The 15,900-nt window shown below is 35.6% G+C and carries 13 protein-coding genes and 1 CRISPR repeat array; of the genes, 1 reads left to right on the forward strand and 12 read right to left on the reverse strand.

Annotated elements, in window-relative coordinates:
* Nucleotides 1-12: 12 nt before the first annotated feature.
* From Q5O86_RS10805 to pyk, 3 genes are all read right to left on the reverse strand, one after another.
* Complete coding sequence (locus Q5O86_RS10805) at nt 13-1,296, reverse strand: putative ABC transporter permease (RefSeq protein WP_302627162.1); 1,284 nt, start codon at nt 1,294-1,296, stop codon at nt 13-15.
* Nucleotides 1,297-1,345: 49 nt separating this feature from the next.
* Nucleotides 1,346-2,857, reverse strand: a complete 1,512-nt coding sequence (mgtE, locus tag Q5O86_RS10810) for a magnesium transporter (protein ID WP_302627163.1) — start codon at nt 2,855-2,857, stop codon at nt 1,346-1,348.
* A gap of 341 nt (nt 2,858-3,198) precedes the next feature.
* Entirely contained in the window at nt 3,199-4,620 is a 1,422-nt protein-coding gene (gene pyk, locus Q5O86_RS10815; RefSeq protein ID WP_302627164.1) for a pyruvate kinase, read from the reverse strand.
* A 317-nt stretch (nt 4,621-4,937) separates the two neighbouring features.
* On the opposite strand from pyk, the gene Q5O86_RS10820 reads away from it, so the two are divergent.
* Nucleotides 4,938-5,414, forward strand: a complete 477-nt coding sequence (locus tag Q5O86_RS10820; protein ID WP_302627165.1) for an HD domain-containing protein — start codon at nt 4,938-4,940, stop codon at nt 5,412-5,414.
* A gap of 56 nt (nt 5,415-5,470) precedes the next feature.
* Here Q5O86_RS10820 and Q5O86_RS10825 read toward each other — a convergent pair whose 3' ends face one another.
* The 9 genes from Q5O86_RS10825 to Q5O86_RS10865 all read right to left on the reverse strand — a co-directional run bounded on the left by Q5O86_RS10825 (nt 5,471) and on the right by Q5O86_RS10865 (nt 14,774).
* The gene (locus Q5O86_RS10825; RefSeq protein ID WP_302627166.1) at nt 5,471-6,277 is read right to left on the reverse strand and encodes an ABC transporter ATP-binding protein; all 807 of its coding nucleotides are present in this window, start codon (nt 6,275-6,277) and stop codon (nt 5,471-5,473) included.
* A complete protein-coding gene (locus Q5O86_RS10830) occupies nt 6,277-7,212 on the reverse strand; it encodes an ABC transporter permease (protein ID WP_302627167.1) in 936 nt (311 codons plus the stop codon). The genes Q5O86_RS10825 and Q5O86_RS10830 overlap by 1 nt, the downstream gene beginning before the upstream one ends.
* A 9-nt stretch (nt 7,213-7,221) precedes the next feature.
* On the reverse strand, nt 7,222-8,220 hold the full coding sequence (locus tag Q5O86_RS10835) for an ABC transporter substrate-binding protein (RefSeq protein ID WP_302627168.1): 999 nt from the start codon (nt 8,218-8,220) through the stop codon (nt 7,222-7,224).
* 444 nt (nt 8,221-8,664) lie between these two features.
* Nucleotides 8,665-9,474: a Cof-type HAD-IIB family hydrolase gene (locus Q5O86_RS10840; RefSeq protein ID WP_302627169.1), complete on the reverse strand. Its 810-nt coding sequence runs from the start codon at nt 9,472-9,474 to the stop codon at nt 8,665-8,667.
* A 23-nt stretch (nt 9,475-9,497) separates the two neighbouring features.
* Entirely contained in the window at nt 9,498-10,583 is a 1,086-nt protein-coding gene (locus Q5O86_RS10845; protein WP_302627170.1) for an iron-containing alcohol dehydrogenase family protein, read from the reverse strand.
* Between the two features lie 35 nt (nt 10,584-10,618).
* Entirely contained in the window at nt 10,619-11,569 is a 951-nt protein-coding gene (locus tag Q5O86_RS10850) for an L-lactate dehydrogenase (RefSeq protein ID WP_302627171.1), read from the reverse strand.
* A gap of 81 nt (nt 11,570-11,650) precedes the next feature.
* The gene (locus tag Q5O86_RS10855; protein ID WP_302627172.1) at nt 11,651-13,105 is read right to left on the reverse strand and encodes a phosphatidylserine/phosphatidylglycerophosphate/cardiolipin synthase family protein; all 1,455 of its coding nucleotides are present in this window, start codon (nt 13,103-13,105) and stop codon (nt 11,651-11,653) included.
* A complete protein-coding gene (locus tag Q5O86_RS10860; protein ID WP_302627173.1) occupies nt 13,102-13,512 on the reverse strand; it encodes a GtrA family protein in 411 nt (136 codons plus the stop codon). Before Q5O86_RS10860 ends, Q5O86_RS10855 begins: the two co-directional genes overlap by 4 nt.
* Nucleotides 13,513-13,742: 230 nt before the next feature.
* Nucleotides 13,743-14,774 carry a PD-(D/E)XK nuclease family transposase gene (locus Q5O86_RS10865; protein WP_302627174.1) on the reverse strand — a complete coding sequence of 344 codons (1,032 nt, stop codon included), beginning with the start codon at nt 14,772-14,774 and terminating at the stop codon, nt 13,743-13,745.
* A gap of 412 nt (nt 14,775-15,186) precedes the next feature.
* Nucleotides 15,187-15,870: a CRISPR direct-repeat array (repeat unit 30 nt; unit sequence CTTTAAATTCCACTTTGGTTCTATTAATAT).
* Nucleotides 15,871-15,900: the final 30 nt, after the last annotated feature.

The following is a 15,900-nucleotide window of genomic DNA, read 5'->3' on the forward strand; positions in this document are numbered from 1 at the left end:
GATACAATAATTTTACTTTACCATAAGCGCTTTTGGAAATACTTTCTGCATTCTTGCATCATTATATTTTGCATCTATCCAACATTCAATCTCCGTCCTCGGTTTATCTCCTGTACTTCTCTGCTGATACCGAACCAATGCCATACTGGAAATTGCCACATTAAAACTCATTAATACAATGAGCACCCATGTCACGGTAACACCTATCTTTGGAGGAATTTTCTCAATACAATTGGATACCAATGGATAGATAAGTCGAAACCAGACCATCGCTGCCACACCCCAAAAAGAACAATAAAGCAAATTTATCCTTCCTCCGAGATTAAATGGCATGTCACTGTAATCCCAAAAGACAGTACCAAAAACAATTTCAGTAAAAATACTGCAGATATACTCATATGCCCCTCCCAGAACTGTACCGGTTAAAAATAAAAATACAATACTTTTATCTTTATATTTATATAGAAGCAATGTCACTGCTGCAACACCCGCTCCCCAAACAATGCTGAACGGACCATATATAACACTGCTCCTGCTCATCCATTCTCCCAACTCAATACGGCAAAAAATGGTTTCTACAATATCACCAAGCAACCCGCCCACAAAAAACAGTACAACCAATTTATAAAAACCACAACCTGCTGCAAACTTTGTTTTATCTTTCTCAGTGTCCTGAATTTTTGTCTTTCTATTATAGGCATTTCCTAATCGGCGGTCTATTACATTATAAACTTTATCTCCGATTTTTCTGCTAATATTGTCTAAGAAGATTTCCGTTTTTCTCCAATAGTTCTTCTCTTTATTATGTTCTGTCAAAACTAATATTGTAGCTACACCGTCTAACACAATTAGCCCCATTAGCAGCCATACCACAATTCTTATAATATAGATAGGAAACAGGGCATATAAATTTAACAACAGCGGATTCATCCATGTTTTGACAATAAATCCCATGATTCCCCATACCATAGAAGTAAAAAGACATATATATCCATCAAAATTAAATTTGTATTGCGAATAATCCCACCATCTCTCATGGTACATTCTCTCTATGATATGCCCCGCAATCCATTCAATTAGGGTAGTCACAATCACACTTCCCCAGAAAAGCCAGAATCCATTTAATTCTTTAAGAATGATTGTAATACTGACAGCTGCCACGCCATATATGATACAGAATGGTCCATTAATAATTCCTCTATTAACAAAATGTTTTTTCTTGATTGCAGCAACTACAGTCTCAAATATCCATCCCCAAAAAGAATACACTACAAATAGGTATATTAGTTCGTTCATTTGTATCTCTCTTTCTAAATGTTCGTTTCTTATCCCTATAATTGTAATCTTATAAATGCAGAGTATTTATAAGTAATATCCATGCAAGACCGTAATATGTTACAGCTGCCACCAAGTCATTCACAGTAGAAATCAGCGGTCCTGACGCCACGGCCGGGTCAAAACCGATTTTATCTAAAACAATCGGAATTATTGTTCCGACAAAACTTGAAATTAACATTGCAAGCGCAAGCGCACCACCAATACATCCCGAAACAGCAAATGCACTTTTAAACTCCTGCCCCCTTATCAGCCAGATAAACATTCCTGTAAAAACAAAAGACAGGGAGCCTACTATCAGACCGTTAAACAATCCTACTTTTATTTCTTTAAAAACAAATCCTGCTTTCTGCATAAATTCGAGTTCTTCATCCATCAATACCCTAATGGTCACCGCCAGAGACTGCGTCCCCACATTTCCTGACATGCCAAGAATTACTGATTGAAATGTCACTATAATTGGAAGCCCCACAATCACCTTTTCAAACATACTTATGACTGTGGATACAAACATACCAAGCATAAGCAATATAATCAACCAGGGTACTCGTTTTTTTAAACTTTGTGATAGCGGTTCTTCTAATTCTTCCTCTGCTGCAAGACCTGCCAGCTTCGCATAGTCTTCCCCCATCTCTTCGTCTACGACTTCCAACAAGTCCTGAGAGGTAATGACACCAAGAATATGATTGTCCTTATCTAAGACCGGAATAGAATCCTCCGAATAATCCTTTAATTCCTCGATACAATCATCCACCGTTTCGTGGTCGTATACAAACGGATAAGACGTCGTAACTAATGTCTCTAACTCTACATAATTTCTTGCCACAATCAAATCCGTAAGGTCGATTGCCCCGTAAAAAGTACCGTCTTCTTTCTTCACATAGAGGGTTGATATATTATCATTGTCCGCCGCCTGCTCAACAAGCCGTTTCATTGCCTGCTTTATTGTTAAATCCAAAGATAAACTGACATAATTTGTCGTCATTTTGCTACCGATTTCATCTTCACTATAAGATTGAATCAAATCAATATCTTTTTGAGCATCTTCATCCATCAACTGTAGAATTTCTTCGCTTTTTTCATCTTCTAATTCCTCTAAGATATCTACAGCATCATCCGGTTCCATTGCTTCAAGAATATCTGCCGCAGTCTCTGTGTCCAATTCTTCGATAAATTCTTCCGGGTCATCTAAATATGCAAATATCTCTGACACTCTCTCAAGTCCGAGAATCGCATAAATTCGGCGTCTTTCCTTGACTTCTAATTCTTCTAAGACAGAAGCAATATCATTTTCATGATAATCGTTTAATTTTTCTTTTTTTACTTTTGCCGTCTCTTTGCTTCTGATGATTTCAATAATTTCCGCTTCATAGTCAGCCTTTTCAGGAATTTCAAACTCATTATCCTGTTGTTCTGTTTTATTCTCCTGCTGTCCTGACCATTCATCAGCACTCATTTCCGCTTCTTGTAAATCCGCAGCTACTTCTATCTCTTTTTCTTTATAATCTTTTTTCTCTTCCATCCTATACCTCCTTTCACCATATAAATATGGACCGGTTGCAATCACAATATCGCTTGCCGGGCTTTTGCTACAAAAAAGTCCGCTCATTACGACAGCGGACCTGTATAGGTAAGAAGTTTGTACAATTAAAAAGGGAATAAAATAATGACATTCCCTATTTTACTCAATTACACGACAAGAACGAAACGGATGGTGTGCATCGGTCTCGTCTATCGAATATTCATTATGCAAACTTCGCCCATAACTGTCACAACTATCCATTTTGTTCTCCTTCCATTTTCATTATTTTAACATCACTACTTTAACACTTTTTTATTTGCAGTGTCAACCGAAACCTATCGTTATTCTACCATGTGAACCTTCATCATATTTGTTGTCCCTGATTTTCCAATCGGTACACCGGAAGTGATTACAACAATATCGTCCTTTTGTACAAGTCCCTTTTCCTTTGCCACTTCTACCGCATAATCAAATAATTCTAAAACGTTCTCCTTTTCTTTAATCAAAACCGGTGTAACTCCCCATGACATATTGAGCTGACGACATACTTTCTCACTGGTGCTGCCCGCCGTAATCATACAATCCGGTCTGAACCTTGAAATCATTCGTGCTGACCTTCCGGATTTCGTTACCGTGAGAATCGACTTTGCACCCAAATCATACGCTGTAGTACATGTGGCATGGCATACCGCCTGCGTAACATCAACCTTTCCATTCCTTGGCATATTGAAAAATCTCTGTTTATAATTAATATCCATTTCTGTGCGTTCAGCAATTCTCGCCATCATTTCCACTGATTCTACCGGATATTTTCCTGCTGCTGTTTCTCCTGATAACATTATGGCGCTTGTTCCATCATAAATGGCATTTGCCACATCTGTTGTCTCCGCTCTTGTCGGTCTCGGATTATTCACCATCGAATCCAGCATCTGTGTTGCCGTGATAACCTGCTTTCCAGCCTCGTAAACTTTTTTAATAATCATTTTCTGAATAATTGGAACTTCTTCTTCCGGCAATTCTACGCCCATGTCGCCTCTGGCAACCATAATCGCATCTGCCTCATCTATAATAGAATCAATATTTATAATTCCCTCGCTGTTTTCTATTTTTGCTATAATATTAATATTTTGACCGCCGTTTTCATCCAATATTTTTCTAATACATTTCACATCATCTGCCGTTCTTACAAAAGATGCTGCAATATAATCTACATCCTGCTCAATTCCAAATATAATATCACGTTCGTCCTGTTCACTCATATATTCCATATTAATATGAATATCCGGAACATTGACACCTTTTCTGTTAGAAATTTTTCCATCATTTTTTATTTCACAGACAATATCTGTTCCTTCTATTCTTATTACCTCTAATTTTACCAGACCGTCATCAATTAAAATAATTGTTCCCGGAGCAACATCCTTATAAAGTCTGTCAAAGGTAATATTTACCTGTTTCTCATTTCCTTCAACTTCTCTGTCACCGACTAGCGTAAATATTTGTCCTGCATGTACATGAATCACGCCATCCTTAAATAACCCTGTCCTGATTTCGGGTCCCTTTGTGTCCAATAAAATAGCGACAGGCTGGTCGCATTTTTTTCGCATTTCCTTTACTTTATCTATTCTCGCTTTATGGTCATCATGGGTTCCGTGAGAAAAGTTACATCGCGCAACATTCATCCCTCCCCGAATCAATCCTTCTAAAACTTTATCATTATCCGTCGCCGGACCCAATGTACATACAATCTTTGTTTTTCTCATTATAATATTCTCCTTCTTCTTTCACATTATCTGTCTTTTTATCTATAATTTTCCAAACTACACACATCATAACAATATCCTATATTATATACAAGAAAAAAAGGACATGAAAAATCAAGTTTCTATTCATAAATATATCCATTTTCATATGAAATATGAATATAGTATCAGATAATATCATAAACAATACTTAAATTACGCCATTTATCTCTCTTGTATTTTGTCATAAAATACAAATGGTATCATTTTTCTATATACATCTGCATTTATAAGGAGTATTATATTGTTGTAATATTTTGAAAGGAACATCTTGTTTAATGAAAAATATAAATAATGAAGCTTTTCGTCAGGAATTTATTCATCAAATTACACCTATTATTGAAAATGAAAAAGTAAAGCGCATGGACAAATACATACAACACGGTGAGACGAGTACATTAGAACACTGTATCGCTGTTTCTTATATGAGTTATTACATTGCCAAACGACTGCATATCCGTTGCGATTATCACAGCCTTATTCGCGGTGCTCTTCTTCATGATTACTTTTTATACGATTGGCATGATAAGGACAGTTCACACAAACTGCATGGTTTTCATCACGCAAAGACTGCACTCAAAAATGCCTCTCTTGACTTTGAGCTCACAGAAATTGAAAAAGATATTATCGCAAAGCACATGTTTCCACTCAATATCAAACTACCTAAATACAGAGAGAGCTATATTGTAACATTGGCAGATAAAATTTGTTCTTCCTATGAAGTATTATATGGAAACGCATGTTTTGCAGTTTAAATTAAGGTTACACGCAAAAGGGATATGACACTGCATTTGTGTCATATCCCTTTTTTCTAATTATTTGCCAACAATATTCTATCATTATCAAAAGCTTTTTGCTTTTTCACGGAATACATCTTTATCAAGTCATCCATTGTCATATTATCTCTTTCTTCACCGGACAAATCAAGAATGATTTCACCGGCATCTAACATAATAGTTCTCGTTCCTGTGCTGAGAGACTGACTCAGATTATGTGTAATCATCATTGTTGTAATATTATTTTCCTTTACAATCTGCCTGGTTATCTCCATTACTCTCTCTGCCGTAGCAGGGTCCAAAGCCGCCGTATGCTCATCTAACAGAAGTAATTTCGGAATCGATAAGGTACACATCAAGAGCGTCACTACCTGTCTCTGCCCACCGGACAAAAGTCCAATCTTCGTTTTCATTCTATCTTCTATTCCCATATTGTATCGAGACAGATTCTCTCTAAAAAAATCTGCTTTCTTTTTTGTTAATGCTCTTGCAAACGGTCTGGCACGACCTCCCGCTCTTGTATATGCCAAAGCCAGATTTTCTTCTATCGTCATATTCGGTGCTGTCCCTTTCATCGGGTCCTGAAACACACGACCTATCATTTTAGCTCTGGCATGCTCACTCTTATATGTGATTTCTTCACCATCTAAAATAATATGTCCCTTATCTACCATGAAAGAACCACAAATTGCATTGAATAAGGTACTCTTTCCTGCCCCATTTGAGCCAACAACAGTTACAAAATCACCGTCTGCGAGACTCAGCGACATATCCTGTATTGCTATATGTTCATTTACCGTACCTTTTGCAAAAGTCTTTGATATATTCTTTATCTCTAACATCACATCGCCGCCTTTCTCGTTTTTCTCTCCGCAATTTTTTGTTTGATTGCCGGAATTGCCAGAGTGATGGCAACAATAAACGCACATGTAAATTTCATTAAGTTGGCGCTCATATCTCCGAAAAGATTTTCTCTTATAACAAAAGCTACAATGATTTTATATACTACTGAGCCTGCAACTGCTGAAATTATACCAATTGCTGCACCTCTTTTTCCGAAAATTGCCTCACCGATAATCACTGCCGCCAGTCCATAAATCAAAGTTCCATTGGATGTATTAATATCAGAATATCCTATGCTTTGTGAAGCCAGAGAACCTGATAAACCAATCAACGCATTGGCAAGAACCAACCCTATAATTTTTGTTCTATCCACATTAATGGAAGATGCCCTGACCATATCCGGATTATCTCCTGTAGCACGAACGCAAAGCCCTAAATGTGTTTTAAAAAACCATATGATAACTGCTACAACTGCGCCTACAATAAGTATACTGATTACAGTTTTTACCTCACTGGTTTCCAATTGCCCTCTTATGCCCAATAATTGCTTTACTTTTTCAAATATTGTTATTTTATTATAACTTAAGTTGGTTGTTGCTCCCTTTTCCGTCAGAGAATAACAGACTAAATTTATGGAATAAAGACCGCTCATTGTTATAATCCCTGCCAAAACCGGATGGACATTCATTTTTGTCTGAAGCACCCCTGTAACACAACCGGCTGCCGCCCCTGCCAAAATGCCGGCAAAAAGTGCCAGAACCGGATATCCGTGTAAAGAGACAAGTACAGACACAACGGCGCCAAATCCAAAGCTTCCCTCTGTTGTCAAATCAGGAATATCGAGAATTCTAAGGGAAATATATATCCCCATGGCCAATAATCCATATATAAAACAATCAGGTAAATTTGATAAATAATATTGTAATTCTATCATGGTTCGTTCCTACTTTAATTCATTTAATTTGTAATCTGTCTTTATATCATCTTTCTTTAATCCAAGTGCTTCCATTGTTGTCGTGTTCACGGAACAGTAGTCAATTCCCACTACCTGCGCCGGAATATCAGTAATTTTCTTTCTATCCTTTAAATACTGAAGTGCAATATCAACTGTCTTCTCACCAATTCCTTTATCATCGATTGCCAGCGTTGCAAAACATCCGGAAGCGACTGTTGTTGCAGAAGAACAATATGTCGGTATTTTCTTTTCTTTACAGATATCTGCCAAAGTTGAAACTCCATCCTGAATAATGGAATCATTTGGGACAAAGATTGCATCTACTCCCTCACTCACCAAAGCGTTTGCCGCTGCTTCAATATCATTGGATGTAGGCGCTGTTTTTTCTACATATGCTACATGAATGCTATCAAGATATTCTTTTACCTGTGAGATTGTGTTTGTTGCATTGTCTTCATTACCACTATAAATTAAACCATATTTTTTTGCCGGCGTTGTAGCCTGTGCAAAATCAATGATATTAGATACCGGAATTGCATTGGATGTACCTGTTGCATTTTTATCCGGTTTTTCCATATCTGTTAAAATACCTGCTGCTGTTGGCGCTGACACCGCACAGAAAAATACCGGTGTGTCGGATTCTGCATTAACAAATGCCTGTGTCGGTGGTGTTGCGATAGTAAACACTGCTGTATAAGTTCCATCTGTCATATTGTTGACAATTGTTGAAAGCGCTGTAGTATCACCTGATGCACACTGGTAATCAATCTGGTCATCCGTATATCCTTCTGCCTTTAATTTACTGACAATTCCTTCTTTCATATCCATGAAAGCACCGTTTTCCAGCAACGCTACAATACCGATTTTAGCTGCATGTTTCTTATCATTGTCATTGTCGCCGCCTTTTGCATTGTCATTGTTTCCACATGCTGTAAAAATTGTTGCCATCATTGCAATCACCAAAAATACACTCAAGATTTTTTTCATTTTTTCTTCTCCTTTTCTGATTCAAAAAATTTAGGTTTTACCTATAAAAGTTTTATTTTCAATTTAGATAACCCTGCCAGAGTACCTTTTTGCCTTTGACATCAACTATGTCTGCGTACAAAAAAATCCCTGATAGTAGAAACCTACTATCAAGGACGGATAATCTAAAATATATTCCGCGGTGCCACCTTGATTCACATATCATGTGCTCTCAACGAGTACTAACATACTCTGTGCAACTAACGTATGCCTCCACGTCATAGAATACTAACATGTAACTGCTTTGTTCCATGCCCTCTGCGGTCCATTTATGTGAGCTGCGTTCTGCAGGTTCTCAGCCTCCCTGCTCTCTGTAAGTGCACGATTCACTTTTATCTCCGCATCAACGGTTTGAATGGTCATCTTTAATTGTGCTTTATATTATAACGCATAGATTTTATATCGTCAAGTTTCACAAAAAAATTTTTCTATCACCTCTGCAATTCCATCTTCATTGTTCGATGCTGTTATGTAATCTGCATTCTCTTTTACAATATCCGTTGCATTTGCCATTGCTACACCAATCCCTGCATATTGAATCATCGAAAGGTCGTTAAACCCATCGCCACATGCGATTGTATCTTCTTTGCGCATACCCAGTTTCCGAATTAACATAGCAATTGATGCCGCTTTATCAATTCCCTTTGGCATTATCTCTATAAAGTAATCTGCCGAACGGCTTATGCTCAATTCATTTTTATATTGTTCCGCTAATATTTTTTCATGCTTCTCAGCGAGCATAGGCTCAGCAGTCATTAGACATTTATTGGGATTATAGTCAACATATTTTTCCATATCTGTTATTTTAAGCGGTATCTTATTAATGGATGATTCTATTTCAATATACCGGTCAGTTCTTGTCCCAACTATCACCTGATTATCGTCATATGTCACAAGGCCTATGTCATTTTCTTTTGCATATTTCAACAGAGGTGTCAAATATTTTTTATCCAAAACATTTTCAAAAACAACCTCTTTTGTCTTCCAGTTAATCACTTTCCCGCCGTTAAAAGCCATGATATATCCACCATATTTTTCAAGTCCAACAATTTCCGCAACCGGTACGATACCAGGAGTTGGTCTCCCTGACGCCAACGCCACAATATGCCCCTGCTCCTGAATTTTTCTCAACGCTTTTAAAGTCTTGGGTGTGATTTCTTTTTTGTCATTCGTTAAGGTTCCATCTAAATCTAAAAAAAGAATTTTTTTCTTCATATGTTTTCCTCTTGCGATATATTTTATCTTTTTATTGCTTCTAGTTTCTTCATTGCCTCTGACAGCATTTCTTTTGTTATAATATATGGATTATGTTCTATATCCTTCATAACAACCGCATCCTCTGCCAGTTTCTCTATCTGCTCCTCCGCAAACTCCAAATCTGCCAAACATACCGGAAGTCCAACAGATTGATTAAATTCATATACTCTTTGAAAGTCTTTTGTATTGTTGTCCACTAAAAGGAGATTTAGCACACCATAACTCACCACTTCGCCATGAAGATGATTTTTTTCAATATGAGGGTGCGCTGTCAGCGAGTAAAATATTGCATGTGCCAACCCGGAGTTATAATGCACTGTATGTTCCGCCGTAAGGTAAATAGATGCCAATGCTGTCGACACAACAATTGCCAACACAACCTGCTCATATGCATAGGAATTTTCCCCTCTCTCATTTGCATCCATTGCCGCTTTTCCATATTTCATAATCGGCTCATAACACATATAGCTGGCATTGACTCCCATTTGAAAATAGTGTTGTAATTCCTCTCCTTTCGAAGACATAACGGCCTCGAAATACTTGGCGTAAGTATCTCCCATACCTGCCCACAAATACCTTGCCGGAGAATGTACCGTAATTTCTGTATCAATAAATGCATGCACCGGTGGTGCAGGATAAAAAAATGGCTCTCTAAACCTTCCATCCGGATAATACATAATCGAAACACTTGTGCATGCTGAACAATTCGAGGCAATCGTAGGAAAGGAAAACACCGGCTTATTTATTTTTACTCCCAGGCATTTTCCTGTATCTGTAGACTTTCCTCCTCCAATTGAAAAAATCATGTCCGCCTCTTTTACAGAGGGATTTTCCATTAATAACTCTACATTCTCATAGGATGACTCGCCTCCATACCAGATAAAATCCAGTATTTCCAATTTGGAGCTTTTTATAGCTTCTAGTATTTTCTCTTTGGAAGCTGCCAACGCTTTATGTCCGCCGATAGCAATTACTTTTGTTCCATATTTCCCACATATTTCCGGAATTTTGTTATAAACTTCGCTTCCAATGGAATAGCTTGGAAGATGCATACTATAATTTTCCATTTATTTTCTCCTTTTATCGGATTCTCTTATATCCATTAAATCTTACCTGCCAACTCAATATGAGTCCTTATAATGTCACAGGAATCGGCAAATAACTTTTGCTCCTTTTCTGTCAATTGTAACTCTATGATTTCCTCTATTCCACTACGACCAATTACACATGGTACTCCTACATGTACATGCGTCTGTCCATACTCTCCTTCTAATAATGTTGATGCCAAAAGTACACGATGTTCGTCTGTCAGAACAGCCTTTGCCATATCTGCCAATGCTGCACCTATTCCAAACTCAGTAGACCCCTTTCCATTAATAATATCCATACCTCGCATATGGGTACCTTCCGTCACCCTATCTTCACTGAAATTTGCACACCTACTCTTATTTTCTTCTACAAATTCTTTATAAGGTTTTCCGAATATTGTTAGATGTGAAAATGGTACCAGAGAGGAATCACCATGTTCTCCTATTGCATATCCTACAACGCTATGCGGGTCAACACCACACAAATCTCCAACAGTTCTTCTTGTCCTTGCACTGTCAAGAGAGGTTCCCGTACTAAATACTCTATTTTTAGGAAGTCCTGTCCCCTTTCTTACATAATCTGCGATAATGTCTGCCGGATTTGTAATTGTGATAATAATTCCATTGATATCAATTTTATTCAAATTTTCTACTACATCTTTGATACATTCTACAGATTCACCTAAAGTATCTAATCTGGTCTGTCCTGGAAGCCTTGGAACTCCCACGCTTATAACTATAATATCCGCATCAGTGCAATCCTGATATCCGCCAGTCCTGATAATCGGTGCAGACGGAAGAAAACACACACTATCTGCTAAATCCATCGCCTGACTCTTTGCTTTTACCGTATCTTTATCAATCAGTACGATTTCATCACATATATTTTGAAATGAAAGCGCTACAGCACAATGTATACCAACATGCCCGGCACCTATAATTACTATTTTTCTATTGTATAGCATATTCTATCACTCCTCTGACAAATTTCGTTGTAATTATACTTCTTTTCGTTATAAAAGGAAACTCTTAACTTTGTTTTACCACTAGAAAAGAAACCGGAACATATCGAAAAACCACCCAAACCACAAATGAAGATTTTTCTTTTTACCTGAAATCTTTTTCATCTCCATGCCATCGGGAACGAAACTGTACTCTGTTTCATTTTTCACAATTCCTGCCTCTTTTTCGTACTTTTCCATATTTTCCTTTAACTGCTTTGTGACCTTATCACTATGAATTGCCAACATAAGCTCCGTATCGATATATGCACTCCTCATATCCATATTAAATGAGCCTACAAGCGCCATATCATCATCAATCGTCATGCTCTTTCCATGATAGGATATGCCTCCCTCATACTCTTTTATCGTAACTCCTGTATCAATAATTTTCTGCTTATTGTTCATATAATCTATTGCCCCGAACAAATTTCCATTGTTTTCCGCTGAATTAGACATTATTTCCGTCTTTTGCCCAATCGTCGCCAACAAATCATACATATAGTCATCACATATAATATAAGGGGTATGAATTTTAACATCCGCTTTCGCCTTTTTCGCCAACTCCATTAATGTATAAAATACTATAGGTTCTTTCGCATACAATGTTGTGGGATTATGAATTAATGTAATTTTGTTTGTCTCAAATGTTTTTTTCTTAAAATCATAGTTCTCTTGAAATAATGTACTGTATTTCTTCAAAAGTCCGGCATATCTTTCTTGTAATTCTTTTGTTGCTGATTTTACAGACGGATTCTCTGCCAATTTTTTATCATCATGAAATAATTTACAACAAGTCATTGAGGTGATATTCTTATAATATTTTTTTATCTGATATATGGAGCTTTCCTTGTCCTGGTCAAAATTCTTTTCAACTTTTTTCTCATATTCTGTATTAAAAACCAAGACATCTCTGTCAAAATTTTTATGTCCCTTATAATCTCCCAGAAAGTAACCAAAAGTATTTCTTCCACCTAACAAATATGCCTTATTATCCACAATAACATACTTATCATGCATTCTTCCCAGCCCCTTCCAAGGGGTCAGGAGATTTACTTTGTTATAAATTATAATTTTGACATTGGGATTGGCACTTAATGCGTAAAAATAATCATTTCCTTCCATTTGGAGTAACGCGTTAAATCCATCAGCGAAAATTTCAACCTTAACGCCTCTGTCAGCGGCTTCCAAAAGTGCAGACAATATGTCCAAACCCGCCTCATCGCTTCTAAAATCAAATGTGGATAACACAATTTCTTCTTTTGCTTCGGCAATCATTTTCAACCTTACCTGAAGCGCTTCCTCGTTATCCTCTAATATAGCCGCCCTATCAGGTCCTATATCCTTACTATAAAATTTTTGTTCTGATACTCTTTTCTTTGTATCTTCACTGATAGACGGTTGCTCTAAAAATGGTGCAATTCCCCCTATCACTAAATATGTCAAAAATGCAATTAAAATGAAAATTATTATAATAATTATTTTTTTTGTTTTTTTCATTGCTTCACCTGTCTTGTATCCATCATCCTGCCAAAAACAATAAATCTGTCATAGACATATTCTGTTATAAAGTTAAGTATCATACTGATTGCCGTTACGAGGTATTCATTCCAATTCACAGATTCTACCAGAAAATTCCCTCCGACTGTAGTTACCGGAGTAAAGATAATATAAAATACCGCCACCTTAAGCATAGCTATCGGAATATTGTTTGCCGCTTTAAAAGTAAACTGACGATTCAGCGTAAAATTCCATAAAACCGACAAAACCAATGCTGTAAGATAACAAGTCCAATATTTAAAACTTGTCAACTCATTCATCATAGCAAAGACTACTGCCTCTATAACACCGGCAGAAATAGAAAATAGTAAAAATTTTATCATGCGAATGCTTTCTGTTTTTTTCATATATCTCCTTTTTCTTATTACGTTCTAATTTTATCTTTTCTATGCATTATACCTTAAGATTTCCATTTTTTCCATTACAACATAATATAACTTAATCCACAAAGCATAAATGAGTTTTCTTTCAACCAAAATAGAAAAAAGAAATAACTAATGTTTTCCCACAAAAGTTATTTCTTTTTTTAATATTTATATCTTTTTGTTAGTGTTAATCAAATAATTTTTTCATATAATTACTGGCAACTCACAAAATTTTCTGCATCTTCTTTGGAAATAAGAAATTTGTTTACTATCTTTAATATGATGTCCTCATTGGATATATTAAATTCTCTGCATACATCAACAAATGCAGCTATACCTTCTTCTAAACCTCGTTTTTTACCTTTTATCTCGCCATCTCTGAGTCCCATTTTCATGCCTTCAGTATATCCTCTACTCCTTCCTGTTTCATAATAATACTCACTGAAATTACACATATCTGACCTATCCTCCTCTATTTCACTCACCTGTATGCTATATTCATCACTTAAAACTTTCATTTTAACCTGTGCTGACAATCTATATGAAAAAATAATATCTAACATTTTTATAATGCCACTATAATTTTCATATTTTTCGGAAACCTCTCCACCAAGGCATATTTTAGTAATATTAATTAAATCATACGCCTGCTTAATATCCAAAGGATTTCCAATTTTATTTTTTGAACAAAGTGATATTGTTCTAATTGTATTGACATCTTTTTTGCTGGGATTCATACAAATCCAAATGGAGTACACTTTCTTAATTTTACCATAATCACTCCCAGTAAACTCTTTACCATACTGTGAAGAAATCATGCGAGATGTATAATATACTCCACGAGTTTCAATGAAATATCCGGGATTATATTTGTTTTGAGCTTCCATATTAATAATCATTTTTACACATTCTTTTTCTCGGGGAAATATAACATGAAAAATAATATCAAAAGTAAAAATTCCTTCGCCTAGTATAACACTCTCATTTCCTAATCCTGTAATTACATCACATGTTTTATATGACCTATCAATATTTTTATTTTGTATGTAATCTTTAGAAACTATCACATCTCCTTCAATACAATAATCACGAATAAAATCAGTATCATACGCAGATAGTTCATCTACCACAGTTTGTAAAATTCTTGCAATTACTTCTTTATTTGATAATAATATTTTACAACTTTCGTCGCATTTTGCCTTAAGTTCCGTACTCTCTAAAGTTTCTAATAGTATTCTACTCACGAACAACCTCACCAGCTGTTTCTCTCCAAATATAGTCTAGTATACTTTTTGTATATTGTCAATACATTAAGTTATTCTCTTTTTGTTTGTTATCATTTCATATTGAATGTATTCACAATATATATACAATAATAATATTTAATTTTTCAGCAAACTAGAAAAATATTCCCAAATAGAAAATCTTTCTGATTATATATAAAATGAATATTATATAGATTCTATATATCGCATGAAAGCGCAATCAAAAAGAACCGCTGCCAATCTGGCAAGGATTACAGATAATTTATCTGATACCTCCTACGGTTCTAAGATTACTATAACAGCTTTCTTGAATGAAATCAAAAATTATTTCGGTATTGAATTGTTGAATGATGTAAATTACATACAGATACTATTAAGTGTTTACAAGAACCTTTAAATTCCACTTTGGTTCTATTAATATAACTCCTGACGAGGCTTTAAATTGTGCTCGTAAATTCTTTAAATTCCACTTTGGTTCTATTAATATGAGTATGATTAAAAGAGCCAAGAGCGCCGAAAGGTCTTTAAATTCCACTTTGGTTCAATTAATATTAAACAGTTGGATAATAAAACGCTTATTGGTATTCTTTAAATTCCACTTTGGTTCTATTAATATCTAGAGCAATCAAAATCGGGAGACTATCTTGACTGTCTTTAAATTCCACTTTGGTTCTATTAATATCAATATTCCCATTTTTTTCTATGAGAACCGAAAAGCTTTAAATTCCACTTTGGTTCTATTAATATTTTATGCTATGTAAACAACAAGGAGATATCTATCAACTTTAAATTCCACTTTGGTTCTATTAATATTTATATTTCTAGAAAATTCTTGTGTGACAATGATGTACTTTAAATTCCACTTTGGTTCTATTAATATATAATTCACCTTGTATTTCATATAGCCCAATATCCTTTAAATTCCACTTTGGTTCTATTAATATGTATAGTAGTAGTTACTTTGTCAATATTAGTTATCTTTAAATTCCACTTTGGTTCTATTAATATTTTCGTCATCTCTTTCCCTTGGAAGCACGTTAGGTTCCTTTAAATTCCACTTTGGTTCTATTAATATCTCAATCCAATACCCTGTACTCCATGTATT

Source organism: uncultured Eubacterium sp. (assembly GCF_937958975.1).
Classification (GTDB): Bacteria; Bacillota; Clostridia; order Lachnospirales; family Lachnospiraceae; genus Eubacterium_G.

What these genes read in the sequence shown, in the direction of transcription:
- Q5O86_RS10805 (WP_302627162.1), bottom strand. Translation starts at nt 1,296, where the DNA reads ATGAACGAACTAATATACCTATTTGTAGTGTATTCTTTTTGGGGATGG.
- mgtE (WP_302627163.1), bottom strand. Translation starts at nt 2,857, where the DNA reads ATGGAAGAGAAAAAAGATTATAAAGAAAAAGAGATAGAAGTAGCTGCG.
- pyk (WP_302627164.1), bottom strand. Translation starts at nt 4,620, where the DNA reads ATGAGAAAAACAAAGATTGTATGTACATTGGGTCCGGCGACGGATAAT.
- Q5O86_RS10820 (WP_302627165.1), top strand. Translation starts at nt 4,938, where the DNA reads ATGAAAAATATAAATAATGAAGCTTTTCGTCAGGAATTTATTCATCAA.
- Q5O86_RS10825 (WP_302627166.1), bottom strand. Translation starts at nt 6,277, where the DNA reads ATGTTAGAGATAAAGAATATATCAAAGACTTTTGCAAAAGGTACGGTA.
- Q5O86_RS10830 (WP_302627167.1), bottom strand. Translation starts at nt 7,212, where the DNA reads ATGATAGAATTACAATATTATTTATCAAATTTACCTGATTGTTTTATA.
- Q5O86_RS10835 (WP_302627168.1), bottom strand. Translation starts at nt 8,220, where the DNA reads ATGAAAAAAATCTTGAGTGTATTTTTGGTGATTGCAATGATGGCAACA.
- Q5O86_RS10840 (WP_302627169.1), bottom strand. Translation starts at nt 9,474, where the DNA reads ATGAAGAAAAAAATTCTTTTTTTAGATTTAGATGGAACCTTAACGAAT.
- Q5O86_RS10845 (WP_302627170.1), bottom strand. Translation starts at nt 10,583, where the DNA reads ATGGAAAATTATAGTATGCATCTTCCAAGCTATTCCATTGGAAGCGAA.
- Q5O86_RS10850 (WP_302627171.1), bottom strand. Translation starts at nt 11,569, where the DNA reads ATGCTATACAATAGAAAAATAGTAATTATAGGTGCCGGGCATGTTGGT.
- Q5O86_RS10855 (WP_302627172.1), bottom strand. Translation starts at nt 13,105, where the DNA reads ATGAAAAAAACAAAAAAAATAATTATTATAATAATTTTCATTTTAATT.
- Q5O86_RS10860 (WP_302627173.1), bottom strand. Translation starts at nt 13,512, where the DNA reads ATGAAAAAAACAGAAAGCATTCGCATGATAAAATTTTTACTATTTTCT.